This is a genomic window from Caldisericum insulae, from assembly GCF_047785965.1.
Classification (GTDB): domain Bacteria; phylum Caldisericota; class Caldisericia; order Caldisericales; family Caldisericaceae; genus Caldisericum; species Caldisericum exile_A.
This window is the reverse complement of the sequence record NZ_JBLOBF010000004.1, coordinates 83,140-107,948: the sequence shown is the minus strand read 5'-3', so window position 1 is coordinate 107,948 and position 24,809 is coordinate 83,140. Positions and strand designations below refer to the sequence as shown.

The 24,809-nt window shown below is 35.6% G+C and carries 22 protein-coding genes; 4 read left to right on the top strand and 18 right to left on the bottom strand.

Annotated features, from left to right (window positions below; genetic code table 11):
• Positions 1-966: 966 nt before the first annotated feature.
• From miaB to alaS, 12 genes are all read right to left on the bottom strand, one after another.
• The gene (miaB, locus tag ACMV0E_RS04325) at positions 967-2,244 is read right to left on the bottom strand and encodes a tRNA (N6-isopentenyl adenosine(37)-C2)-methylthiotransferase MiaB (protein WP_416085142.1); all 1,278 of its coding nucleotides are present in this window, start codon (positions 2,242-2,244) and stop codon (positions 967-969) included.
• Positions 2,222-3,298 carry a tRNA nucleotidyltransferase/poly(A) polymerase family protein gene (locus tag ACMV0E_RS04320; RefSeq protein WP_416085141.1) on the bottom strand — a complete coding sequence of 359 codons (1,077 nt, stop codon included), beginning with the start codon at positions 3,296-3,298 and terminating at the stop codon, positions 2,222-2,224. Before ACMV0E_RS04320 ends, miaB begins: the two co-directional genes overlap by 23 nt.
• The gene (locus tag ACMV0E_RS04315; RefSeq protein ID WP_416085140.1) at positions 3,283-4,059 is read right to left on the bottom strand and encodes a TIGR00282 family metallophosphoesterase; all 777 of its coding nucleotides are present in this window, start codon (positions 4,057-4,059) and stop codon (positions 3,283-3,285) included. Before ACMV0E_RS04315 ends, ACMV0E_RS04320 begins: the two co-directional genes overlap by 16 nt.
• Before the next feature lie 81 nt (positions 4,060-4,140).
• Positions 4,141-4,803, bottom strand: a complete 663-nt coding sequence (locus tag ACMV0E_RS04310) for a 50S ribosomal protein L25/general stress protein Ctc (protein WP_416085139.1) — start codon at positions 4,801-4,803, stop codon at positions 4,141-4,143.
• Positions 4,804-4,850: 47 nt separating this feature from the next.
• Complete coding sequence (locus ACMV0E_RS04305; protein WP_416085138.1) at positions 4,851-5,816, bottom strand: ribose-phosphate diphosphokinase; 966 nt, start codon at positions 5,814-5,816, stop codon at positions 4,851-4,853.
• A complete protein-coding gene (glmU, locus tag ACMV0E_RS04300; RefSeq protein ID WP_416085137.1) occupies positions 5,809-7,170 on the bottom strand; it encodes a bifunctional UDP-N-acetylglucosamine diphosphorylase/glucosamine-1-phosphate N-acetyltransferase GlmU in 1,362 nt (453 codons plus the stop codon). The genes ACMV0E_RS04305 and glmU overlap by 8 nt, the downstream gene beginning before the upstream one ends.
• Positions 7,167-8,348 carry a glycine C-acetyltransferase gene (locus tag ACMV0E_RS04295; protein WP_416085136.1) on the bottom strand — a complete coding sequence of 394 codons (1,182 nt, stop codon included), beginning with the start codon at positions 8,346-8,348 and terminating at the stop codon, positions 7,167-7,169. The genes glmU and ACMV0E_RS04295 overlap by 4 nt, the downstream gene beginning before the upstream one ends.
• 18 nt (positions 8,349-8,366) lie before the next feature.
• Complete coding sequence (tdh, locus tag ACMV0E_RS04290) at positions 8,367-9,395, bottom strand: L-threonine 3-dehydrogenase (RefSeq protein ID WP_416085135.1); 1,029 nt, start codon at positions 9,393-9,395, stop codon at positions 8,367-8,369.
• Between the two features lie 297 nt (positions 9,396-9,692).
• Complete coding sequence (locus tag ACMV0E_RS04285; RefSeq protein ID WP_416085134.1) at positions 9,693-9,917, bottom strand: hypothetical protein; 225 nt, start codon at positions 9,915-9,917, stop codon at positions 9,693-9,695.
• Complete coding sequence (gene mltG, locus ACMV0E_RS04280) at positions 9,918-10,841, bottom strand: endolytic transglycosylase MltG (protein ID WP_416085133.1); 924 nt, start codon at positions 10,839-10,841, stop codon at positions 9,918-9,920.
• A gap of 14 nt (positions 10,842-10,855) precedes the next feature.
• Complete coding sequence (gene ruvX, locus ACMV0E_RS04275) at positions 10,856-11,302, bottom strand: Holliday junction resolvase RuvX (protein ID WP_416085132.1); 447 nt, start codon at positions 11,300-11,302, stop codon at positions 10,856-10,858.
• A gap of 2 nt (positions 11,303-11,304) precedes the next feature.
• Complete coding sequence (gene alaS, locus ACMV0E_RS04270) at positions 11,305-13,887, bottom strand: alanine--tRNA ligase (protein WP_416085131.1); 2,583 nt, start codon at positions 13,885-13,887, stop codon at positions 11,305-11,307.
• Positions 13,888-14,014: 127 nt separating this feature from the next.
• Here alaS and ACMV0E_RS04265 point away from each other — a divergent pair, with 127 nt between their 5' ends.
• The 3 genes from ACMV0E_RS04265 to ACMV0E_RS04255 are packed head-to-tail and all read left to right on the top strand — an operon-like array spanning position 14,015 to position 17,305.
• Positions 14,015-15,097, top strand: a complete 1,083-nt coding sequence (locus tag ACMV0E_RS04265) for a carbamate kinase (protein ID WP_416085130.1) — start codon at positions 14,015-14,017, stop codon at positions 15,095-15,097.
• 8 nt (positions 15,098-15,105) lie between these two features.
• On the top strand, positions 15,106-16,302 hold the full coding sequence (locus ACMV0E_RS04260) for a YgeY family selenium metabolism-linked hydrolase (RefSeq protein WP_416085129.1): 1,197 nt from the start codon (positions 15,106-15,108) through the stop codon (positions 16,300-16,302).
• A 19-nt stretch (positions 16,303-16,321) separates the two neighbouring features.
• Positions 16,322-17,305 carry an ornithine carbamoyltransferase gene (locus ACMV0E_RS04255; protein WP_416085128.1) on the top strand — a complete coding sequence of 328 codons (984 nt, stop codon included), beginning with the start codon at positions 16,322-16,324 and terminating at the stop codon, positions 17,303-17,305.
• A gap of 184 nt (positions 17,306-17,489) precedes the next feature.
• On the opposite strand, the gene ACMV0E_RS04250 is transcribed toward ACMV0E_RS04255, so the two are convergent.
• Positions 17,490-19,280 (bottom strand): GmrSD restriction endonuclease domain-containing protein, encoded by a 1,791-nt coding sequence (locus ACMV0E_RS04250; RefSeq protein WP_416085127.1) that lies wholly within the window; start codon positions 19,278-19,280, stop codon positions 17,490-17,492.
• Positions 19,281-19,402: 122 nt separating this feature from the next.
• On the opposite strand from ACMV0E_RS04250, the gene ACMV0E_RS04245 reads away from it, so the two are divergent.
• Complete coding sequence (locus tag ACMV0E_RS04245; protein WP_416085126.1) at positions 19,403-19,843, top strand: hypothetical protein; 441 nt, start codon at positions 19,403-19,405, stop codon at positions 19,841-19,843.
• Between the two features lie 519 nt (positions 19,844-20,362).
• Here the strand turns inward: ACMV0E_RS04245 and ACMV0E_RS04240 are convergent.
• The 5 genes from ACMV0E_RS04240 to ACMV0E_RS04220 form a co-directional block, all read right to left on the bottom strand.
• On the bottom strand, positions 20,363-20,914 hold the full coding sequence (locus ACMV0E_RS04240) for a hypothetical protein (RefSeq protein WP_416085125.1): 552 nt from the start codon (positions 20,912-20,914) through the stop codon (positions 20,363-20,365).
• Positions 20,905-22,419 carry a TrkH family potassium uptake protein gene (locus ACMV0E_RS04235; RefSeq protein WP_416085124.1) on the bottom strand — a complete coding sequence of 505 codons (1,515 nt, stop codon included), beginning with the start codon at positions 22,417-22,419 and terminating at the stop codon, positions 20,905-20,907. Before ACMV0E_RS04235 ends, ACMV0E_RS04240 begins: the two co-directional genes overlap by 10 nt.
• Positions 22,420-22,516: 97 nt before the next feature.
• A complete protein-coding gene (locus ACMV0E_RS04230) occupies positions 22,517-23,188 on the bottom strand; it encodes a potassium channel family protein (RefSeq protein ID WP_416085123.1) in 672 nt (223 codons plus the stop codon).
• A gap of 9 nt (positions 23,189-23,197) precedes the next feature.
• Positions 23,198-23,842: a potassium channel family protein gene (locus ACMV0E_RS04225; protein ID WP_416085122.1), complete on the bottom strand. Its 645-nt coding sequence runs from the start codon at positions 23,840-23,842 to the stop codon at positions 23,198-23,200.
• Between the two features lie 161 nt (positions 23,843-24,003).
• Entirely contained in the window at positions 24,004-24,765 is a 762-nt protein-coding gene (locus ACMV0E_RS04220) for a PspC-like choline-binding domain-containing protein (RefSeq protein WP_416085121.1), read from the bottom strand.
• Positions 24,766-24,809: the final 44 nt, after the last annotated feature.

The following is a 24,809-nucleotide window of genomic DNA, read 5'->3' as shown; positions in this document are numbered from 1 at the left end:
ATATATTATTTTTGTCTTAAAGGGAAGGGTTGATAGAGGTATCCCCACTTCCAATGATTGTCATTTCGACGAACGTAGTGAGGAGAAATCTCCATATTTTGAGGGGCAACAAACCGCACCCTCAAAACTCCCCAAAACTGAGGAGATTCCTCGTGGCTACGCCACTTCGGAATGACAAATAAGCGGCTTCAGAATGACGCAACGAGTCATTTCGACGAACGTAGTGAGGAGAAATCTCCATATTTTGAGGGGGCAACAACCCCCTCAATACTCCCCCAAATAATAATTTTTCCTTGGGGATAAGTTAGAAAGGGGGCACCCCCTTTTCTAATGGTCGAAGGGGGACTTTTACCCCTTCGATTAAATGAGAAATCTCCGCCTTTTGGGGTAGTTCGAAGGGGGACTTTTACCCACTCCAATGCAAACAGAGGAGATATCTCGCTTCGCTCGATATGACAATTATTTTGAGGGGCAACAAACCGCCCTCTCAATACTCCCCCAAAACTGAGGAGATTCCTCGTGGCTACGCCACTTCGGAATGACAAATAAGCGGCTTCAGAATGACGCAACGAGTCATTTCGACGAACGTAGTGAGGAGAAATCTCCACCTTTTGGGAAAGTTCGAAGGGGTAAATACCCCTTCGAGTAATGGAGAAATCTCCGCCTTTTGGGGAAGTTCGAAGGGGGGCTTTTACCCCTTCGATTAATAGAAATCTACTCTTTCTGTGGTAGTTCGAAGGGGCTTTTACCCCTTCGAGTAATGAGAACCCTCTTCCATTTGGGGTATCTGCTATTAAATGCAGGAAAAAAATGAGAGAGAAGAAAGACTCTCTACAAACACATTAGAAAATAGTAAATATTAATCATTATGTTTAGTTGCAATTCTTCACATCGATTTGCAATGAATGACAAATTGGCGAAGTGTAGTCACTTACAGGATTATCGAAATTGTAAATCTTTTCCTTGTTATGCCTTTCCTCTTAAATGTATAAAGTCAGCGTCGGTAATAAGGACATTGGCTAAATCGCCAGGATGAACCTCAAAACTACTTTCAAAAATCACAAGTTTATCTTGCGGGATTCTTCCAAAAGCTTTGTTTCCTTTTACATTTTCAACAAGCACTTCATAAGTACCACCAATATATGCCTTGTTCTTCTCAAGACTTATTTCATTTTGTATTTTAAGAAGGTAGTTAAGTCTTTCTTTTTTTGTTTTTGGGTCAATCTGCCCTTCCATCGTTGCTGCAGGTGTATTAGGGCGTTTTGAATAAGCTGCGATAAAACTTTTATCAAATTGAACGGTTTTAACAAGATTAATAGTTTCAAGGAAATCTTCTTCTGATTCGTTTGGGAAGCCTACAATAATATCAGTTGTAATTGATGCTTCTGGAAATTCTTTCTTAATCGTTTCAATTATCTCAAGGTAATGCTCTTTTGTATATCCTCTTTTCATAAGAGACAGTATCTTATTTGATCCCGACTGAACAGGCAAATGGAAATGAGGCATAAGAGTGTTAATTCGACGCATTCTTTTTACAAGTTCCTTTGTAAAATATGCTGGATGTGGTGTAAGATAACGTAATCTTTTAAGATTAGGAATACGACCAACTTCTTCAAGAAGTTCAATAAAACCTTCCTGCTTTCCTAAATCGTAACCATAATGATTTATATTTTGACCTAAGAGAACTATTTCTTTTACCCCTTGATCAACAAGACTTTTTACTTCGTCCAATACTTCATTAATTGGTCTCGATTTTTCACGTCCTTTTGTTGCAGGTACAATACAATAAGCGCAAAAACTGTTACAACCAAAAATGACAGGAACATACGCAAAAACTCTGTGAACCTCAACCTTATTAAGCGAATTATTAGCATTTAAATATTTTGAAAGCTCGCTTCTTAATTCATTAACACGCTCATAAATAAGTTCATAACCTTTCGAAAGCATAAAAAGGCTATCACGTGCAACTTCTTTAATTTTTCTCTCCTTGATAGATGCAACACATCCTGCTACGATTACATAAGGCCTTCCGTATTTTTCGTAAAGAGACCTTGCATATCCTACTGAACTTATGAGTTTTTGCTCGGATTTTTCTCGCACAGCGCAGCTATTAAAAAGTACGACATCCGCTTCCTCAATACTTGAAACCTCGACCAATCCAAAATCGTAAAATACTTCTCTAAATTTTTCACTTTCGTATTCATTCATCTGACATCCAAAGTTAACTATGGCAAATGTCCTCATAGATTTTAAACAATTCTCCTCTCAAAACTTCTTTATAAGCTCTATCTATTGAAAGATTATTTTCGCTTGCAAATCTTTCAACTTCACTAAACCTCACTTTGGTTTTTTTCCATAATCTTAAAATTTCAATGTATTTTGGTAAAATCTCTTCCTCAAAATTTGCAACAATGTTTAGCAACAGAAACTCAACCTTATCTTTTTTACGGTAAAACGCCTCAAACAAACTTTCAAAATTCGGAATTATTTTTTCATCAATATATTCTATATACTCTAATTCTTTTTCTGTTAATCCAAATCTGAACTGTGGATACTCTTGACCCAGAAAATAAGCCTTGAGGATATCAAGATATGTTGAATCTTTATTCAAATTCCTTCGAAGATCTGGAAGCAATTCTGAAAAATGGATACGGCATAAAAACGAAAAATCAAAATCAGCAAACACTTGTATCAAAGCGTTTTTAATATCATCAATATCACCTTTCAAAAATTTCAAAAGTTCAAATCTTGCACGCTCTTTTTTTACGTTAAAATACAGATCTTTCGAATCTTTAAGAATATTTTTCGTGTTCTCTTCAATTTCAAGATGAAACTGCGACAAAAACCTGAACGCCCTCATAAAACGAACAGGGTCATCTCTTATTGAGTTAATTGAGCATACCCGCAAAATACCATCCTTAAGATCGTAAAATGATTTTGGATGTGAAATAATCTCTAAATTTCCCAAATTTAAGTAGATTGCATTGATTGTAAAATCCCTTTTTTGGATATCAGTCTCAAGATCAACATAGTAGGTAAAATCAAAAGTAAAACGATCAAAAAATACCCTATATAAAGGAAACATTTCCCTATTAAGAACTATATATTTGAGATTTGAAAGTTTTGTTGAAAGTAGATTGAAATCTTCTTTTGGTACAATAAAATCAAAATCAAAAAAATCTTTTTGAAGTAAGAAATCTCTTACAGCACCACCAACAAGATACGTCTTATGAGGGTTAAATAAGTTTTTAATAGTTTGAGGTATTAAATCAACAAGACTACCTAAATCTTTTTCCACTTTCCTCTTAAAATTTGGACTGCTTTTCCTGACGAATCAATATCAATCACAACAAAATGTAAAGTTGCATTTCCTTTTGCTGGTTCAAAGTTCCATGGCATACCTGTAATAAACCTTTTCAAGGCAACTTCTTTATCGAGACCAATTACCGAATCTTCAACGCCACACATTCCAACGTCAGTTATATATGCAGTACCTTTGGGGAGTATCCTTTCATCGCCTGTTTGGACATGCGTATGAGTGCCAATAACTGCTGAAACCCTTCCATCAAAATAAAAACCAAGAGCTTCTTTTTCTGCGGTTGCTTCCGCATGGAAATCAACGATAATATAAGGTGTTATTGATTTTAATTCCTCTATGATTTTGTCGCCAACTGAAAACGGCGAGTCAATTGGTTGCATCTCAACTCGACCCTGAAGGTTTAAAACTCCAACTTTAAAATCCTTTTTTTCAACAATCACATAACCTCTTCCGAGCGCTCCCTGAGGATAATTTGCAGGACGCAACAAGTAAGGGAGTAAATAAAACTTATCCCAAAGAACTTTCTTATCGAAGGAATGATTTCCGCCAGTTATAACATCAATCCCATAAGAATGCAACTCAAGTGCAATTTCATAAGTGATTCCCGCACCATGTGCAGCATTTTCACCGTTTGCAATCACAATATGCGGATGATACTCATCTAAAATTTTTGGAAGTCCTTCTTTCACAGCTGTTCTTCCAGGTTCTGCAAAAATATCTCCTAAAAAAAGAACTCTCATTTTACACCTTTAAAAATATGGCTTTAAAAAATATGGCTACCCCATTGCTCTGGGTAGCCTGTCGAATATATTTCAATAATCTTATTTCTCCTTTGCTCCTTCCTTAGATGACTCAGTTTTTGTTTCTGCCTTTGCTTCTGTAGGTTGTGCTACGCTCTGTGCCTCAGTTGAAGCAGGTGCTACAACCTCTTCAGTTGTAGGTGTTACAACCGATACCACTACAGCATCTGGATCAGAGTAAATCTTAACCTTATCTCCAAGATTCAAATCTTTTACATAAATGACATCCTTAATATCAAGATTGGATACATCAACTTCAACCTTATCTGGAAGATCAGTAAGAAGTCCTTCAACCTCAATTTCGTGTAAAGATGGATCAAGGATACCACCCTTCTTTACACCAATTGCTTCACCAACAAAAGTTAAAGGAATTGTCATATAGACAGGTTTTGAGAGATCGACTGCTTCAAAATCAATATGAATTATATTTCTCTTAATTGGGTCAATTTGAATCTCTTTTATAATTGAAGGATAAGTTTTTCCTTCAACATTTAAATCAAAAATTGCAGATCTACCAACTTCATGCTCAATTTTTGTAAAGTCCTTATAGTTTACCGCTACATAGAAGGTTTCGGTAATTTTACCATAAACAACAGCAGGTATCTTACCTTCTCTTCTTATTTTGTTTGTATCACCCTTTGTTGTAACTTCTCTTCTTTCTGCATTTAAGGAAACTCTTTTCATATCTATTCCTCCTCAATAAACAATTTAGCCTTATATTATATCAAAAATTACTTTTTTTCAAAAAGTTCAGATACAGATTCATGCATTAATATTCTTCTTATCGCTTCAGCTATAAGTGGTGCAACACTTAAAACCTTTACTTTCCCAGGTAAATTTGGTCTGCTTAAAACGGGAAGAGTATCAGTTACAACAATTTCTTTTATTGGAGATTCTTCGAGATTTTTAAGAGAGTCTTGAGTAAATATGCCATGGGTTGCCGTTGCATAAACTTCTTTTGCACCGCGCCTTAAGACCTCCTTTGCTGCACTTATAAGAGTGTTTCCAGTATGAATTGCATCATCAACAAGAATTACATTTTTCCCTTCAACTTCTCCAATGAGCCTTGAAGTTTCAACCTCCTCGGGGCTTAATCTCTTTTTTACAAATATCGCTTGCGTTGCATGTGGGATTTCTTGTGCAAATGCAGTTGCCCTTTGTACAGCACCTACATCTGGTGCCACAACAACTGGATTTTCAAGATTCTTTTCTCTAAAGTATTTTCCAAGAATTAAAACTGCCGTAAGGTTGTCAGTTGGAATATCAAAAAAACCCTGAATTTGTGCTGCATGTAAGTCTACCGAGATAACCCTTGTGGCACCTGCAGTTGTTATGAGATTTGCAACGAGTTTTGCAGAAATTGGCTCCCTCGATTTCGTCTTTCTATCCTGTCTTGCATAACCAAAGAAAGGAATTACAGCAGAGATGCTTCTTGCAGAGGCACGTTTTACAGCATCAATCATTATCAGCAATTCAAGTAAATTTTCTGCAGGTGTTTGTGTTGATTGAATTATAAACACATCTTTTCCCCTCACTGACTCAAGACACCTCACCTGTATTTCCCCATCAGGGAATCTTGAAACGATTGCTGGGCTTAGCTTCATGTTGAGATAAGATGCAATTGACTCTGCAAGAGGTACATTTGAGTTTCCTGTAAAAATCTTCACTTCGTCCATTGTAATGATCTCTTTAACCATTTTGCCCCTTCCTCCTCTTAACCCATCCAATTTTATTTACCTGTTGTGCTCTTGCTATTGCAAGAGAATCTTCTGGTACTTCTTGAGTTATAACTGAACCTGCTGCAGTATAAGCTCCTCTTCGAATAACAAGTGGTGCAACAAGAGTTGAATGTGAGCCAATAAATACATCGTCTTCAATGTATGTTGGATTTTTCTTATTGCCTTCAAGCCCTGAAAAATTACAGGTAATGGTGCCTGCCCCAATATTTACGTTTTTTCCAATAGTTGCGTCTCCAATATAAGAAAGATGAGGGACTTTTGCTCCCTCATCAAATTTTGACTTCTTTACCTCAACAAATGTACCAATCTTAACATTCTTAACGAGGAGATTTTCAGGTCGCACATAGGCAAATGGACCAATAGAGCAATTTTCACCAACATAAGAACTAAGAACAACCGATTGTTTAACAGTGCTTCCTTTGGATATATGAGAATCAACAATTTGTGCAAATGGCCCTATAACACAATTAGATTCAATTTTTGTCTTTCCCTCCAAAAGGCATCCTGGAAGAATTTCTGTATCATTCTCTATCTCAACAAAGTAATCGATCTTCTGGGTTTCAGGATTATGTATCGTAACACCGTTAAGCATATGCTTCTTTAAAATCTTTTCCTGAATTATTTTTTCTGCAATTGAAAGCTCATATCTATTATTTATACCATAAATTGGAAGCTTCTTTGGAAGTTTATAAACGGAAACCTTAAGACCTTCTTCCTTCGCAATCTTTAAAGCATCTGTAAGATAATACTCACCTTGGGCATTTTTATTGCTGATCTTTTCTAAAAGCTTTTTAAGTTGCTCAAATTTAAATAGATAAACACCTGTATTAATCTCTTTTATAACCTTCTCTTCATTTGTTGCATCTGTCTCTTCTACAATCTTCAAAAATTCGTTTCCAATTCTTACAACTCTTCCAAGATTTGTTGGGTCATCAGATTCTGCGGAGATAAATGCAACATCAGAGTTTGTTTCCTTAAAGAAGTTATAAAAGCCAAGGATATCTTCTCTTTCAAAGAGTGGATTATCGCCTGTTGTTATAAGCACAAGGTCAGTATCAAGACCATCTATTGCAACCTTTACAGCATCACCTGTTCCAAGAGGTTTTTTTTGAACTTTTATTTCATAACCTTCAAAAATCTCTTTTGGTATTGCCTCATTTATCACAACGACTACACCGTTATCGGCAACATCCTTTACAGAATCAATTGCATAAAAAATCATTTCTCTTCCACAGATCTTATGAAGAACTTTCGGTAATTGTGAGTGCATTCTTTTTCCAATACCTGCACCCAAAACAATTGCTGATATCATTTAATTACCCCCAGTTTTCTTCCAATTTCAACAAACTTTTTTACTCCAAAATCAAGGTCATCTTTTGTATGTGAAGCTGATACCATAACTCTAATTCTTCCTGTTCCTTTTGGAACAGTTGGGTAAACAATACCCTGTGCAAAAACTCCTTCATCAAAGAGCATTTTGCTAAATTCCATTGCAGTTTTTTCTTCCCCAATTATAACAGGTGTAATTGGAGTTTGTGAATGTCCGATATTGAAACCGTATGATTTGAATTGCTCTTTAATATAATTTCCATTCTCCCAAAGTTTTTTAACCAATGAATCATCTCTTGAAAGGATTTCCACAACTTTTATTAGGGCAGATGTATCTGCAGGTGATAGAGGTGTTGAAAACAAGAATGGACGTGCTCTTTGCTTCATATATTCTATAAGAGTTTTATTTCCTGCAACATATCCCCCAATAACACCAAATGCCTTAGAAAGAGTGCCAACATCAATATCAATCTTCCCTTCAAGATGGAAATAATCAAGTATGCCTCTTCCATGATCACCAAGCACGCCTTCACCATGAGCATCATCAACCATTGTAATTGCACTATATTTTTCGGCAAGCTCAACAATATCTGGAAGTGGTGCAATATCTCCATCCATACTAAATACACCATCTGTTACGATGAGTTTTTTTACGTTGTAGTCCTTGTAATCCTCAAGTTTTGCCTTTAAATCTGCCATATCAAGGTGCTTGTATCGGACAATCGTTGCCTTACTTAACCTACATCCATCAATAATTGAAGCGTGGTTTAATTCATCAGAGAATATAAGGTCGCCTTCACCAACAACAAGAGGAATTGTTGCAATATTTGCAAGAATACCTGATTGAAGAAGAATCACTGCCTCCGCATGCTTAAATTCAGCAAGCTTTCTCTCAAGTTCCTCATGGAGCTTTAATGTGCCTGCAATCGTTCTTACAGCACCTGCACCAACGCCAAATTCTTTTACACCCTCAATTGCAGCGTTTTTTACCTCTTCGTTTGTTATAAGCCCAAGATAGTTATTTGCACAGAGATTAAGCATTTTTCTTCCATTAATTACAACCCATGGTCCCTGTGCACTTTCAAGTACACGTATTGTATTGTAAGTCCCCTTTTCCTTCAGTTCGTTAAGTTCTTTTTCTAAAAATTCAAATTTATTCATATTTTTTGCCTCCTTAAATTATGGATACAATAAAATTTTTCCTGATTGATGACTCTTCATGAGTTCTATACCTTTTTCAACTTCTTCAAGCTTAAATTCATGAGTTATTACAGGTGAGACATCAAGTCTCCTACTTCTAAGTAAATCCGAAACAATTTGCCAAGTTTCAAAAATTCTTCTCCCTGTAATCCCGTAGATTCGCAATTTTTTGAAAATTACATCGTCTGTAAGATTAATTTCAACACCGTTATCAAAAAGTCCTAAAAGTGAAACCCTTCCAAGAAATTTAGTAAGTTTTAATGCATCAGAAAGAGCAGACTTTGCACCAGACATTTCAAGGGAAACATCGACCCCAAGCCCGTGAGTTTCATTAAGCACAACTTCTCTGAGGTTTGTTTCTTTAGGATTAACCACAACATCTGCACCCATCCTTTTAGCTATTTCAAGGTGGTAGTTTGATAAGTCAGATGCAATAATTTTTGTTGCGCCAAATACTCTTGCAACGCCAATAGCAAGGAGTCCAATTGGCCCAGCACCTGTTACAAGAACAGTTTTTCCAGAGATATCCTCTGAAAGGACTGTGTCAACTGCATTTCCAAGTGGTTCTTGAATAGAAGCAAATTTATGTGGAATTTCCTTTGGATTCACCCAAGCAACACGCTCAGGAATTTTAATATATTCTGCAAAGGCACCATTTGTATCAACACCTAAAATTTTTAAGTTTCTACAAACTTCTCTATGATTCATAAGACACACATCACAATGATTACAATATATATGGGTTTCTGCGGAGACAAAATCACCAACATTGATACGTTTAACTTCCGATCCTTTTTCAACAACCACACCTGCAAACTCGTGGCCAACGATCAAAGGTGGATTGATCCTATTTTGGGCCCATTCATTCCAATCGTATATATGGACATCAGTTCCACAAATTGATGCAACCTCAACCTTTACAAGGATTTCATCGTCCCCAATTGTAGGAATTGGGACATTCTCAATCACAAAGCCAACATTCCTTTCCTTCTTTAATACAGCTTTCATTAAAACCTCCTTCCTTCCATGCCATTTTTTTAATTTCAAAAAATCCCCATCTTTCTAAATTATATTCTAATATTTTTTTGATTTTTTAAAAGCGTTTTGAAGAGGTCTTCAATACACTTAAACTTATTTCAATCGTAAACCCATTGAAAAGATGAAGTCTAAAGGCTAATTCCTTTAGAAACGGAAAAACAATTTAACTTACGGAAAATGATTTTTAAACCTAAAACATGGTTTAATGCTACGTTAAGTAATCTTTGACTTCTATAAAGTTGTCTTTGCGAAAAAATGGTTTTTAAGCTACAAACCTTCTTTTTCTAAAAACTCAAAAATTCTTGAGAGGTATTCATTTATGAAGTCTTCGTTTTTCTTATCATAAAAAAATGTAAGACTTTCAGAATCTCCAAGGGTAATTGCTGCCATATGGGTATCTTCAAAAATTGCCTGCACAAACCAAATCCATTCTTTTTTCATCTTTATTCTTCTAACTACTTCTCTTGATTTAACTTCTTTTAAATCCTCCATTTATACTCCTCCATAATACTTTCTTAGATTAGCTTCATGCTCTGCAAGTGTCTTTGAAAAAATTGCCTTTCCCTCAGGCGTTGTCATAAAATAATAGTAATCAGTCTTTGGCGCTTCAACTACTGCAATTATCGATTTCAGTCCAGGATTACAAATAGGAGTAGGAGGAAGTCCCACATATTTATAAGTATTATATGGCGAGTCAATCTGGTAGTCTTCCTTTGTAAGCCATTCCTTATGGATACCTAATGCATATAGAATCGTTGAATCCGCTTGAAGAGGCATTCCAATTGCAAGCCTATTTAGAAACACCGATGCAACAATGGGCCTGTCTTCGTCGAATTTTGCCTCCTTTTCAACAAGTGAAGCAAGAATTATCGCTTGTTTCTTTGTTAGACCTTTTTTCTTTGCTAATTCGTCGTAATTTTGAGGCACAACTTCATTAAATCTATCTAAAAACTTTTTTAGAATCGTTTCATACTGCATATCTTCATAAAAATTATACGTATCCGGAAATAGATACCCCTCGTATGGTTTGATATACTTTAAAAATAGATCTTTATCCCTAACTATACCGTTATTGTAGAGGCGTTCCGCTATATCCATTGAGGTAAATCCCTCGGGAATTGTAATAGTTAGCTCCTTAGGACGTCCCCCTTTTGAAAGCGCCAAAAGGAGTTCACTCATATTTGAAACAGGTTTTAAATCGTAAATACCAATTTTTAATTTTGAGTCATAGTTTAACACCTTTGACCAAAAAATAAAAGAGTACGGTTCCCAAATAACACCCTTATCCTTTAAAATAAAAGCAATGTCTCTTGTGGTACATCCTTTGTCAAGCTCAAGAATTTTTGCATTTTTAAAAACTAAAAAAGGCTCAAAAAATGAAAGTCCAACAAGCACAACAATAACCACTACTGACAATACAGATACAAGGACTAACCATTTTCTTCTTCTCGTTTCTGCCTCCTTAAAAATTCGAGATAACTTTCAAGAATTAAAAGTGCTTCGAACTTGTCCTTTATTTTACGTTCTTTTTTTGATCTAATTCCCTGAAAGCGAAGCATCTTATGAGTGATAACACTTGTATATCGCTCGTCCCAGGTTACAAATTTTACTTCAGGGAGCACCTTCTTCAGTTCATCTAAAAAATCAAGTACAATATTCGCTTGTGGTCCAATTGTACCACTTAGAGTTTTAGGAAGACCAACAACAATCTCTTCGACCTCTCTTTCAGTTATTATGTTTTTAATCACCTCAATTTCATTCCCATCACGCTTTATAACAGCCAAAGGCATTGCGAAAATTCGCTCCTTGTCAGAGATTGCAATACCAATATTTACATTTCCAACATCAAGCGCCAAAATTGGTCTTAACTGCTCCAAAATCAACCACCCAATACATTTATAATTTTTTCTACCTCTATTTTACCATCAAAACTACCCTGTGCAATACGTTCATTTCCGCCACCTTTTAGAGGAATTACATCCTTAACCTTTTCGAGGACCTCAAGGCTTGAAAGCTTATCATCAAGACTTCCCACAAGTATAAAGGAGGTACCATTAAACTTTGAAACAAAGATAACTGTTCCAACTTTTAGGAATTTCTTAGATAAATCATATGCCTTTCTAAGATCATTAAGATTACCCTCGTTAAAATCATAAACATATAGAGGTATCTCCTTAATTTTGATGGTTGGTTTGAGATTTTTGATTGTTCCCTCAAGAATTTTAGATTTGAGGTTTGTAAGTTCTTTTTCAAGCTCCTTAACCCTTATTTGGATTTCTTCACTTCTTCTAACAAGTTTATCTTCCTGAGTTTTGAGAGTACTTTCGAGAATATTTATAAGTTTCCTTTTATTTATTAAATAATCGTATGCTTTAAGTCCAGTCAAACCTTCAATCCTCTTAATACCTGAAGCAACGGTTTTGGGTTGCATAAGAACAACAAGACCAATTTCGGTTGTATTGGAGACATGTGTTCCGCCACAAAGCTCCTTACTTATCCCTTCAACTTCAATAACACGCACAACCTCACCATATTTCTCCTCAAAAAATGCAAGTGCACCAAACTCTTTTGCTTTGCTAAATGGCATAATGTGGACATTAACTTTATGGTTCCTTAGTACAATTTCATTAATTTCTCTTTCAATATTAAATAACTCTTCAGGTTCAAATGTTCCTTGAAAGTTAAAGTCAAATCTAAATTCGTCGTCCTTAACTTCAGAACCCTGTTGCATTACGTTCTCACCATAGTGTCTTCTTAAAACTGCCTGCAGTATATGTGTTGAAGTATGCGCTCTTTTTATGGCCTGTCTTCTTAAAGAATTAACAGTAAGCGTTGCAATGTCCCCAATTTTAGCAAATCCCTTTAGCTTTCCTATGTGGACAATGAGTCCCTCAACTGGCGCTTGGGTATCATACACTTCAAATTCAAAATTTTCACCTTTTATTGTACCTGTATCTCCAACTTGACCACCCTTTTCTGCGTAGAATGGTGTTTTGTCAAAAACAAGAACTGCATGAGTATCTTTAGTGCTTTCAACAAGATTTCCATCAACAATTATGGATTTTAGAGTTGCAACTGTTTCAAGTGTATCATAGCCAACAAACTCGACATTTCCAACAATATTCTTTACTGCACCGAATGATACTCTTTCAAGAAATACCTCGCTTCCCTTAAAAGATGCTCTTGCTTTTTCTTTTTGATTTTCAAGAAGCTCCTCAAAGCGCTCCTTATTGTAGGTAAAGCCAACTTCTTTGAGAGCAAGCTCTGTTATTTCGACAGGTACACCCAATGTATCATAAAGATAAAATACTACATCTCCTGGAATTTCTTTAATACCCTTTTTCTTGAAATCCTCAATTACATTGTCAAGATAGTAAAGACCATCTTTAAGTGTAGAATTGAATTTAGTTTCTTCGTCTTTCAAAACTGACTGAATATAAGTAAGATTTTCCCTCACCTCTGGATAAATATCACCCATCAGATCAGAGACAGTTTGAGCAAGTTTGTATAGAAAGGGTTCCGTAAGATTAATTGATCTTCCAAAAAGCATTGCTCTACGAATAAGCCTTCTTAAAACATAACCACGTTTTTCGTTACTTGGTATTACATGATCTCCTATAAGAAAGGTTGCAGCTCTTGCGTGATCTGAGATTGCACGCATTGCACGAATTGATTTTTCTGAAGTTTTATATGCAACCCCAGATAGCTTTTCTATATGCTCAATTATCGGCATAAATAGATCAGTTTCAAAATCAGAATCAACTCCTTCTATAATACTTGTGATACGTTCAAGTCCCATACCAGTATCGATGTTTTTTCTTGGAAGAGGTTTTAAAGTCCCATCGATTTGTCTATCGTACTGTGTAAACACAAGGTTCCAGAATTCAAGAAACCTTCGTTCAGATGATCCAGGAAGTTCAACCTCTTCTTTCTCATTAATTGCGCCTCTATCGTAGTAGATTTCAGAACAAGGTCCACAAGGACCAACTGGTCCCATCATCCAAAAATTGTCCTCTTCACCAAGAGGTATTATTCTATCTTCAGGGATTCCATGCTTTTTCCAGATCTCTTTTGTTTCAAGGTCATCTTTATATATTGTTACCCACAATCTATCTTTTGGCAACTTTAAAAAGTCAAGAATAAATTCCATCGCAAAAGCAATTGCCTCTTCCTTAAAGTAATCGCCAATAGAGAAGTTTCCAAGCATTTCAAAAAATGTATGATGTCTTGGAGTATTCCCAACATTCTCAATGTCGTTTGTCCTTACACACTTTTGAACCGTAGTAATGCGTCTTGAAGGAGGAATTTCTTCACCAAGAAAATATGACTTTAAAGGCACCATACCTGCTGCAGTAAAAAGAAGTGTTGGATCTTGTGGAACAAGTGGAAAACTTTTAAGCCTTAGGTGTCCCTTACTCTCAAAATATTTCAGAAAACCTTCCCTTATATCTCTACTATTCATAATCCACCTCGCAATGCAATTTTTCTATTTTAGCAAATATTTTATCTTTATCAAACATACTATTTGACTATTTTAAAAATTTCTTTACAATATTATACTGTTAAAAAACTATTGAAAGGAGAAATCTATGGGAAAAGAAGTAAGAATCTTTGCGTTTGGTGGAAACGAAGTTTCCCCGGTGGGATTAACTGACGAAAAAGGCAAGCCCATTATTCCTGATATTGCAATGCAATGGGCAAGAACTCACGAAACCTCAAAGCACATCGCAAAAATTGTTGAAGCGTTCCCAAATGACACCTACGTAATTACACATGGAAATGGCCCACAAGTTGGAAATGTGTTTTTAAGAAGCGAATATTCAAGGCCAATTCTTCCGCCCATTCCTCTGGATGTTGCAGGTGCAGATACACAAGGCGCAATGGGGTACATGATTGCTCAAATTTTAGGAAATGAATTAAGAGCTCGAGGTATCAATAAGACAATCGTTGGGATTGTTACGCAGGTTGTAGTTGACAAAAACGATCCAGGATTCCAAAACCCAACCAAATACATTGGCCCTTCATACACAAAAGAGGAAGCAGAAGAGAGAATGAAAAAAGATGGTTGGGTTATGAAACTTTATAAAAAGGATGACAAGGGAAATGAGATTTGGAGAAAAGTTGTTCCATCTCCTGAGCCACTTGATATAGTTGAATTCGAAGCAATAGTCAATGCAATTGAGGCAGGTTTTATACCAATAACTGTTGGCGGTGGTGGAATTCCCGTTGTTGAAGTAGAACCTGATGAGGAGGGAAATTATAAAGCAAACTATGGAATGGTTTTTAAAGATGGAAAGAATGCAAAAATTTACCGTGGAGTTGAGGCAGTCATAGATAAAGACCTTGCATCTGCACTTCTTGGAACAATGCTTATAAAGTGGGCAAAGGATCACGGTGAAGACTTGGATGTAACTTTAACAATTTTCACAGGTGAAGACGGGGCAAAACTCAACTATCAAAAACCAAACCAGGTAGATTTGAGGTATCTTACCCTTGAAGAAGCAAAGAAGCTTTATGCAGAAGGACACTTCCCACCAGGAAGTATGGGGCCGAAGATTCTTGCATGCATTAAATTCTTGGAAGGTGGAGGAAAGAAAGCTTACATATCACTTACTTCAAAATACCTTGAAACACTGGAAGGAAAAGCAGGAACAACAATCATAAGGGAGTGAGGTAAAAGATGAAAGAAAAAATTGAAGAGCTTGTAAAAAAGTATGAGCCTGAAATTATTGCCTTCGCTCAGGACATCGTTAGAACAAAGTCCTATTCTGGAGAAGAAGGTGAGCTTGTAAAACTCCTTGAAAAAAAGATGAAAGAATTAGGTTTTGATGAAGTTATTATTGATGAAACAGGAAACATCATTGGACGAGTTGGCTCAGGTCCCATAAAACTGCTCTACGATGCACATATCGACACAGTTTGGGCAGAAGACAAAGAGAACTGGTCTGTTGATCCGTTTGGTGGTATTATAAAAGACGGAAAACTCTACGGAAGAGGCTCATCTGATGAGAAGGTTGCAATAGGATGCATGATTTATGGTGCGAAAATCCTAAAAGAGGTTGGAATTCCAGAAAATGTAAGTCTATATGTAATGGGTTCGGTTCAGGAAGAGGACTGCGATGGACTTTCAATGTATCACACATTTACAGAAGTTTTGAAGCCCGATTTCGTTGTCTTGGGAGAGCCAACAAGTCTTGATGTATATCGGGGGCACAGGGGAAGAGTAGAACTTGAAGTTATCGTAAAAGGAAAATCCTCCCATGCAGCACATCCCGATAAAGGTGATAATGCAATCTATAAGATGGCAAAAACAGTTCTAAACATTGAAGAACTTACAAAAACATTTAAGGAAGATCCGTTCCTTGGAAAAGGTACAGCAGTTGTCTCTCATATTGAGTCAAAGGCACCTTCAATTAATTCTGTGCCATACGAATCTCGCATATTTATTGATAGAAGACTTACAGTAGGCGAAACAAAAGAAACAGCTCTTAGAGAAATTGAATCTGCACTTGCCGATCCTAAGAATTCTGAAGTAAGAGTCCTTAAGTATGAGACAAAATCATGGAAAGGCCGTTTAATTTCGCAAGAAAAATATTTCCCTACATGGGTACTTGAAGAATCTCATCCATTAGTTCAGGCTGGTTTTGAAACAGCAAAAGAAGTTCGCCCAGGCGAAGAGGTAAAGATTTCCCGTTGGATTTTCTCAACAAATGGTGTTACATCAATGGGAAAACTCAATATACCTACAATAGGCTTCGGTCCTGGTGATGAATGGCTTGCACATGCAGTTGATGAATATGTAAGACTTTCAGATCTACCAAAGGCAACAGCATTTTATGCTCTAATGCCATTTAAGTTAAAAGAAAAATTGGGATAAAAAACGGAAGGAGGATAATATGAATAGCAAATTAAAAGGAAGAGATTTTCTTACAACAAATGATTGGACACTCGAAGAATTAGAACAAGCATTAGACCTTGCCTTTGAATTAAAACAGAGGTTTACATTAGGTGAACCTACTCCATACTTACTTTACAAAACACTTTTTATGATTTTTAAAGATAAATCCACAAGGACAAGGAATTCAACCGAGGCAGCAATGACACAACTTGGAGGGCATGCCCACTACATCACAGAAGAATCCTCTCAGATTTCACACGGTGACACTGCAAAAGAAATAGGAATTATTCTTTCACGTTATGGACATGGTATTGCAATAAGGGATGATATTTATCTTGGGGTAGGACAAAAGTATATGGAAGAAGTTGCTAAATGGGCAACTGTTCCAGTTATCAATCTTGAATCTGACTGGGATCACCCACTTCAAATCCTTGCCGATATTATGACAATAAAAGAAAAATTCCATAACGATCTTAGGGGTAGAAAATTTGTAATTTCCTGGGCATATGCAAAAAGCCATGCAAAACCACTTGCAGTTCCTCAGGGACTTATCATGGCTATGCCAAGATTTGGTCTTGATGTAACACTTGCAATGCCACCCGAATTTGAACTTTTACCTGAGGCAATGGAGATAGCAAGAAGAAATGCGGAGGAAGCAGGTGTAAAATTTGAAGTTGTCCACGACATGGACGAAGCATTCAAAGATGCTGATATTGTTTATCCAAAATCTTGGGGTGCATATGTTTATGCTCAGAATAATATCGAAGAGATGAAGAAAATCGCAGAGAAATACAAAGATTGGATTGCAGATGAAAGAAGAATGAATCTTGCAAAGAAGAATGCAATCTACATGCACTGTTTGCCTGCAGACAGAGGCTTTGAGGTTACAGATGCGGTTATTGACGGGCCTCACTCTGTTATCTACGATGAAGCAGAAAACAGGCTCCACACAGTAAAGGCAATCCTTGCTTTAACGATGTAAAAAAACACAAAATACATAACTTTAAGGGGTCCATGTGGACCCCTTAAAAATTACCTAAATATCATATTTAATAAACATTCAAAAATTATGTTTAACCTAAGAAGAAAATAACCAAAAACAAACTTTTTAAACCTTTTAAACAAACTTCTTTCTAAAAAACTTTATTGTATTCCAGCCTCACTTTTTATAGAGTTTTAAAATATTCTTTAATCTTATTCGACATAAGTTTTCTTCTTCCCTTCAGGAAATCCTCATAACTCATCTCAGCATCAAGTAATTCAAGTGGAATGCAATTCATTTTAAGGTTTTCCTTGAGCATTTCAAAATCTGTTATACCACCGTACTTTAGCTCCTTGCTATTACATTGTTCTCTAAGTTCTGCGAAATACTTCTTGGGCTCCTTATCACCGATTGCAATGTTTATTTCGCTTTGTGCCATAACATAATTTGCAATCTGATTATACATTCCTCTGTTATAACCGAGTTTTTTAAGATAATTTCTTGGATAGATATGATGAACGTCACCTTTTATTGCAATGAGATCTTTCACGGTAATGTCCTTTGAAAGGAATCCTTTGTCGTTGAACTTAACCTGTGTTGCAAGGAATACATTAAAAAACGGACTACTTCCTACCGAAGTATCCAACTGCTGTGGCAGTGAAATTTCAAAAAAGCTGTCTGAAAGTTCTGCAAGCAATACATTATCCATATAATTAAACGGATCAGAATCAATTCTTTTAATATCATAATCAAAGGTAGTCTCTGGGGAAGAAGAATATCGACTTGTTAGTATCGAAAGCACAAACCATTTTCTTACATAAGATTCAATGACTGATTGGTTTATTCCTTTCGCTTTTAAAAAAAGATACAGGGTATACGCAAAATCAAGTGCAGTTTGAGAGCGAATCATTGAACTATCAATAAATCCAGCAGAACGAATGATCATTGAGAATTTTTTGAAGTTATTTTCATTCATGAAGTCCATTATTCCTTCTTTAAGCATTGAGAAGGATCCTTCAACAATTTCCTCTTTGTATTGTCGGGTTTCAAAGTCTCTTCCAGAAAGAAGAGATACAAGATCTTCTAATCTACCACGTTTAAACTTGTAGGTGAAAGATATCCTCAGCACATCCGTATATGATGGATCAAACAAATCATCTCTATCATCTTTGAGCCACGCCATCTTATTAAAGTATTCCGTATTTGTAAATTCTTTATCGTTTTCTTTTATCTGACTGTAAAATTCAGGAGTTGTAGCAAGATAACAAAAATAATCTATCGCTTTTCGTAGAGTATTTCCTCCGTACTTCTCATCCACAGCAATCTTTGACATTGCAAAATCTGCTTGGCTTAGTATAACACCCGAGGAATTAATCCTAATGAAAATCTCTGTTACCTCGTTTATGTCAAGTTCTGAATTTAGTTCAATTAAACCGATAGGAATGTTGATGATACTTTTCAGTGAATCAAGAGCATTTAAAATGTCGTCTTCTTTTACATCTGGATTTATATTGCAATATTCTTTTAATTTTTCAAGAGTTCTAAATTCAGGCGAAAATACCACTGATATATCTGGAATCCACCTCTTATCTCTTTGAATAAACGGGTTAGAAACCTCAAATTTTTGCTCAACTGGATTAAAGGCAATAATAATCCTGTGCTTTTTATAATCCTTATTAAGTATTTCTTTCCCTAACAACGCAGCCATAAGGGCTGTTACCCTCTGCTGCCCATCAATAAGGATCTTCTTTCCTTTTGACATTGTGCCATCTCTTAATTTAACATTTGGGTTTTGCCATGTGATAAGATAGCCAATTGGATATCCTCGATAAAGCGAATCTATTAAGTCTCGCACATGGATTGCATCCCACACAAACGGACGTTGGATTTCTGGTACTGCAATTTCATTGCTTGAAACCCATGAAAGTAAAGTTTGAATTGGATGATTGTTAACGGAAAATTTTTGTATAATCATATCTCCTCCATTTTCTCTATAATATTAGAGCTTGTTATTGAATCCTCATCTCATTATTCAATGCCCCATTTTCCTTCAGTCTAATTAATTATAAAGCCTCAACCAAAAATTACAAACTAATAATGTTTTTGAAAATTCTTAAAATAGATGCTCTTACGGGAATTATGGTAAGCTATCAAAATATCTTTATAGATGATTATCCACTTGATATTGAAAAAGGTAATTTGCAAGGTGCTTTCCTTGACTGCGATCATAAAGTTCTTTATATACCTGTTACCATGGATTATGATGTTGCAAAGGACTTTGGAGCAGAGATTGTAGGTATCGATGCAATAAGCGGACAAATCATTATGATGACACATAGAGTTGAAATTTATTATCCTAGAATTACTAACGAAAAGACATCTGTGGTTGAAATTCTTTCTTACGGCACCATAATTACTCTTAACATAAATGGTAAAACACGTTCTCTGTATTATGATAGGTTCTCATATACTGATTTACATAACAAAAAAAACTATATCATTTCTGTAGAGTCTGATATGGGTGCTTACTGTTCCTAATGATATTTGGAAGCCACTTTCTCATTTGTAGGGAATAAAGATGAACCGCGTCTCCTTCCTTTTATGGCAAAACTCATCTCTTTCTACCAAGATCCAAAAGAAGTTCCTACCACACTACCCTCCCAAAGCGGCATTTTAAATGAAGGTTGAATGCCTAATTTAAATTATACAACATAAGTTATTACAAAACTTGGAGATAACGCACTATTTGTAAAGTTTAGCAATCAATCAGGAAATATTCAGCTAGGAGGATATTTGCATTTAATTTGGAAAATTAAGGAGGAGAGTTATGTTGAATAGGAAGTTTCCTTTCTTATAACTTTGTTTTCCAATTAGGTTAAAGGAGCAATAGCCTCGATATCAGGACCAACTACAGTTAAAGTTAATAGTAATAACTATTACGCTTGCAGTGTTAGCTGATCCACCTATAGTAGAACTTTATATTTTGACTGGAATCCAGGTAACAATGGCTATGTTTCTTCTTCGGGTAAGAATAGAAACACAGAAGCTTATGCTTTTTTAACTTTCATGGCTTCTTTTAAGAAATAAATCAATTTTTGATTTGAGAGTATTGAAGTGGTAAACAACAATCAAGACAAATAGGAGGATAAACATTCCTATTGTTAAAATTAAACGAGACTTACTTATTATTAAAGGCCCTTCTCTTCCTACAGTTACCACTCTAATATTTGTTCCTTCAATGCTCTTTTCACCATTGTGTTGTGCCCAAGTTCTATGGAAAATCCCCTCCACTAAAATAGTATCACCAACATGTTTATAATCCCCAGTATAGGTTATTTTTACCTGCTTAAAAATTTCATATGGCAAAAATACCCCAATCACTGCACCTTTATCGTCAACGTTTAACCAAACTCCATCACTTCTCTCCATTACATCGCCTACCACTTCGCCTTGTATCAAAACTGTTTTGCCATCATATTTTTGGGCATTAAATATAAGATCAGCTACACTATATGTATTTGTCTCAGCTTTTAACGAATTAAATGCAATGAGGCTAAAGATAAGTATCCCGACAAAAATGAAAATAATATAAATTCTTTTTATTTCCATATTAAACCTCTCAATGAAACCAATTTAAATATGAAAGAGATAAATACTAATACAGATATAAATTCAAGGCGTCCAATCCACATTTCAAAAATATAAACTACTTTTAATAATGTTGGCATTGTAACAGATGTCACTCCGATGCTTAAACCAGTGTTGCTTGCAGCTGAAACAGATTCAAAAAGAGATTGAATAAAAGGATAGCCATAAGCAACGCCAACTAATGCACCAAAAAAATAAGTGACAGCATATAAAACGATTATTAAGGCGGCACTTTTTACTAAACTATCTTCAAGCACTATATCTCTTATATGGTGAATCTTTGATGTAATTACAGCATTCTCAGGTGCAACAAAGTTTCTAATCTCTCTTATAATTGCCTTAAAGATTATTCCAACTCTAATTCCCTTGAATCCACCTGCAGTTGAACTTGCACTTCCACCTATTGCCATTGCAGTTATAGCTGCAAGTAAAGCAAGCTCATTCCACTCTCTCAAGAACGAAGCCGAGTAAATCGTGCTAAGTCCTGTTGTTGTATGAGCAGAAACCATTTGGAAAAATACCATATTAAAGAGAGAAGAAGCACCTTTATATATTTTGCCAAACCCAAGTGCAGCGATAGCAACAAAAGAAGTCAAGGTTAGCGTGATTGAAAATGATTTTAATTCGATATTTTTAAAAATTTCTTTAAAATTTCCACTCCATATTGCATAATGAGTTGCAAAGTTCATCGATCCAATGATTGCAAATACTAAAGAGATAACATAGAATGCTACACTATGATAGTAAAGTATATTTTGGCTGTATGGTGCAAATCCTCCTGTACTCCATGCTGACATAAAAATCCACATACCATGCATAATTGCCATTTGTGGACGTATGCCATTTTTATAAGCAACTATAGCAAGCATAATTGTTCCCAAAAGAAGATAGATATTGCTAATTTTCCAAATTTGTGAGGCAGTATGTTTCACATTGGGCAAAACTTGTTCTTTCCCTTCTCCAATCATAATCTTATATGCGTAAGAACTAGGTGTAATTAAGAAAGTCAGGGCAAGCACAGCAATACCCTGACCACCTGTGTATGTAACGAGATGTCTCCAAGTGTTAAGTGCAACAGAAACATGCTCAAGATCCTGTATAAGAATTAAACCAGTCGTTGTAAAACCACTCATCGTATCAAAACAGGCATCAAGAAAAGAGTTCATATGGCCACTTAAATAGTAAGGAACAGCAGCAAGTATCATAGCAATAATCCAGGAAAAAGCTGCAATAGTCATTGCATGAAAAATTCTCGGTATATAATGTGTCCTTCCTATGATCATAAAAAGATAACCAACCACTAATGATAAAGCAATAGAAAATAAGAAATCTATAACTGCCGGCCACTCAGCAAAAAGTATCCCGACAATTAGAGGAATAATCATAATAAGACCAACTATAATAGTTATTCTTCCAGTGTAATAAAGGACAACTTTTAAATCATCAAGATTTATTACTCTTTCCATTGGAATCCCTCACTTTCCAACAAAAACAGAAATCAAAAAACCAATCAACAGAAGAATTAAAGCAAATAAAGTCTCCAAAATAATCCCTATGAGATTATTAATTTTTTCTTTCATGGTTTAAAATCTCCCTTAATTCGCTCTCAACTTCTGGCTTAACAAGTAAAACAAGATGATCACCATTCAGAATTGATTCTTTTCCCGAAGGAAGAATGAGATTACTGTCTCTAACAATAGTAACAATTAAAGCTCCTTCTGGAAGATTGAGATCTTTTATCTGTTTATTAACCACTTTTGAATGCTCATCTATTTTAACCTCTACAATCACAAAATTACCTTTTCCGATAGCAATAAGAGGAATTAAATCAGAATATATAATGCCTTCCTCGGCCATTTTTACAAGAAATTCTGTCACATTAATTGTAATATCAACATTAAAGGCCCTTGCGACTTTTTCGTTTCTCGGATCGTTAATTCTTGCAATTGTTATTGGAACTTTAAACAGAGTTTTCACAAGTCCACAAGCAACAAGATTATCCTCGTCTCTACCAGTTGCAGCAATGAATCTATCAGCATTATCAAGATCAATTTGGCTCAATGTAATAACATCAGAAGTATCACCAACAATAACAACTACATTTTGTAAAGTCTCGGATAAATATTTAGCTTTCTCTTCGTCTTTCTCAATAACAACTACTCTATGCTTCTTTGAAGATAGACTTTGGGCAAGGAATGAACCTATCTTCCCCCCACCACCTATTACGATATACATACCCCACCTCTATAAGTTGAAAATCTTTTTAATACTGTTATAATTCTCAACCAAAACCGCTATTAACAAAGAACTCCCTGGATTTATGATTGTATCTTCTTTTGCAATATGCGTAATGTTTTTTTCTGTCACTGAAACAACTTTAAAATCGCCAAGCGATTCCAATTTTTTCACACTTGTTTTTTGCTCTCCACGATAAACAATTTCAATTAATTCAAGCTTGTCATTATAGAATAAAAAGTGTGTCCTCTTATCTTTTAATAAAAATTTACTGTAAATAGAAGAAGCACCTAATGTTGTTGGGCATATGGCATCAATTCCAAGGGCAAGAAAAGTTTTGTACTTCTCGGGATCAAAAACTCTTGCTGTGATAATTGGAACATTAAAAACATTTTTTGCAACTTGTGCTGCCATAATATTTGTGTTATCATCGCCTGTTACCGCAGCAAAGGCATCGGCCTTTTCGATGCCAGCCTCTCTTAAGGTGTCAATATCAAACTCGACACCTTCTACTGTCATACCGTTAAAATCAGGGCCAAGCCTTTTGAATTCAGCTGGATTTCTACTTATTACTGCAACATCGTGACCATCTTTTGATGCAATTGATGCCAATTGAGAACCCAATCGCCCACACCCCACCACCACTATATACATACTTATCACCTCTTTTAAGTTATTACTTTTTCACACGAAGGATATTATAACTCTTTTTTAAAAATTTTACAAGCACTTAAATTAAACATAGAAATTAAAAAGCCTCCTTGCAGTTTGGCAAGGAGGTGAAGCATGAAGAAAGTATAGGTAGCACTTTTTAACTACGGATTAGGTGTTTTAACTTGCGGCACTTTTTCAACTCTTTCTTTTACCTTTGCTTCAAGGTTTGAAATCATTTTGTTGTATTGGTCTTGGGTAATCTTTCCGCTCTTCAATGCATCATCAAGGAATGCTTTTTCTTTTGAGACAATGAAGTTAACAAGGTCTGATTCAGTTTTTCCGTGCTCTGTTGCAATTGTTACAAGGGACTTACCTGAATGTAATTCGGTTTTAAGTTGATCCAAAGTCATTCCCAAATAATTTGCAATGTCCTGGTTAAAGCCAAATCTCACACCTTTCCTAAAGCCTTTCTCAAAGGCATCTTTTAATTCCTTTTTTGTTGGAGCAATTTTTTCAACTCTTTCTTTTACCTTTGCTTCAAGGTTTGAAATCATTTTGTTGTATTGGTCTTGGGTAATCTTTCCGCTCTTCAATGCATCATCAAGGAATGCTTTTTCTTTTGAGACAATGAAGTTAACAAGGTCTGATTCAGTTTTTCCGTGCTCTGTTGCAATTGTTACAAGGGACTTACCTGAATGTAATTCGGTTTTAAGTTGATCTAAAGTCATTCCCAAATAATTTGCAATGTCCTGGTTAAGGTTGTATTTTACACCAAGTTTAAAGCCTCTTTCAAATGCCGCTTTTAGTCTTCCTGTGAAGTTTGAGGTACCGCCATTTCCTGTGCCAGCGTTAACAAAAGCAACACTTCCCAAAAAAAGTGCCAAAACAAGTGCGCTAACAACTAATAGGTTTCTCATTTTCATCTTTATCACCTCCGCCAAAATTTTAAAACAAAATTGTGATAGAA

Coding starts and splice junctions, on each gene's coding strand:
- miaB (WP_416085142.1), bottom strand. CDS start 2,244: ATGAGGACATTTGCCATAGTTAACTTTGGATGTCAGATGAATGAATAC.
- ACMV0E_RS04315 (WP_416085140.1), bottom strand. CDS start 4,059: ATGAGAGTTCTTTTTTTAGGAGATATTTTTGCAGAACCTGGAAGAACA.
- ACMV0E_RS04310 (WP_416085139.1), bottom strand. CDS start 4,803: ATGAAAAGAGTTTCCTTAAATGCAGAAAGAAGAGAAGTTACAACAAAG.
- ACMV0E_RS04305 (WP_416085138.1), bottom strand. CDS start 5,816: ATGGTTAAAGAGATCATTACAATGGACGAAGTGAAGATTTTTACAGGA.
- glmU (WP_416085137.1), bottom strand. CDS start 7,170: ATGATATCAGCAATTGTTTTGGGTGCAGGTATTGGAAAAAGAATGCAC.
- ACMV0E_RS04295 (WP_416085136.1), bottom strand. CDS start 8,348: ATGAATAAATTTGAATTTTTAGAAAAAGAACTTAACGAACTGAAGGAA.
- tdh (WP_416085135.1), bottom strand. CDS start 9,395: ATGAAAGCTGTATTAAAGAAGGAAAGGAATGTTGGCTTTGTGATTGAG.
- ACMV0E_RS04285 (WP_416085134.1), bottom strand. CDS start 9,917: ATGGAGGATTTAAAAGAAGTTAAATCAAGAGAAGTAGTTAGAAGAATA.
- alaS (WP_416085131.1), bottom strand. CDS start 13,887: ATGAATAGTAGAGATATAAGGGAAGGTTTTCTGAAATATTTTGAGAGT.
- ACMV0E_RS04265 (WP_416085130.1), top strand. CDS start 14,015: ATGGGAAAAGAAGTAAGAATCTTTGCGTTTGGTGGAAACGAAGTTTCC.
- ACMV0E_RS04260 (WP_416085129.1), top strand. CDS start 15,106: ATGAAAGAAAAAATTGAAGAGCTTGTAAAAAAGTATGAGCCTGAAATT.
- ACMV0E_RS04255 (WP_416085128.1), top strand. CDS start 16,322: ATGAATAGCAAATTAAAAGGAAGAGATTTTCTTACAACAAATGATTGG.
- ACMV0E_RS04250 (WP_416085127.1), bottom strand. CDS start 19,280: ATGATTATACAAAAATTTTCCGTTAACAATCATCCAATTCAAACTTTA.
- ACMV0E_RS04245 (WP_416085126.1), top strand. CDS start 19,403: ATGTTTTTGAAAATTCTTAAAATAGATGCTCTTACGGGAATTATGGTA.
- ACMV0E_RS04240 (WP_416085125.1), bottom strand. CDS start 20,914: ATGGAAATAAAAAGAATTTATATTATTTTCATTTTTGTCGGGATACTT.
- ACMV0E_RS04235 (WP_416085124.1), bottom strand. CDS start 22,419: ATGGAAAGAGTAATAAATCTTGATGATTTAAAAGTTGTCCTTTATTAC.
- ACMV0E_RS04230 (WP_416085123.1), bottom strand. CDS start 23,188: ATGTATATCGTAATAGGTGGTGGGGGGAAGATAGGTTCATTCCTTGCC.
- ACMV0E_RS04225 (WP_416085122.1), bottom strand. CDS start 23,842: ATGTATATAGTGGTGGTGGGGTGTGGGCGATTGGGTTCTCAATTGGCA.
- ACMV0E_RS04220 (WP_416085121.1), bottom strand. CDS start 24,765: ATGAAAATGAGAAACCTATTAGTTGTTAGCGCACTTGTTTTGGCACTT.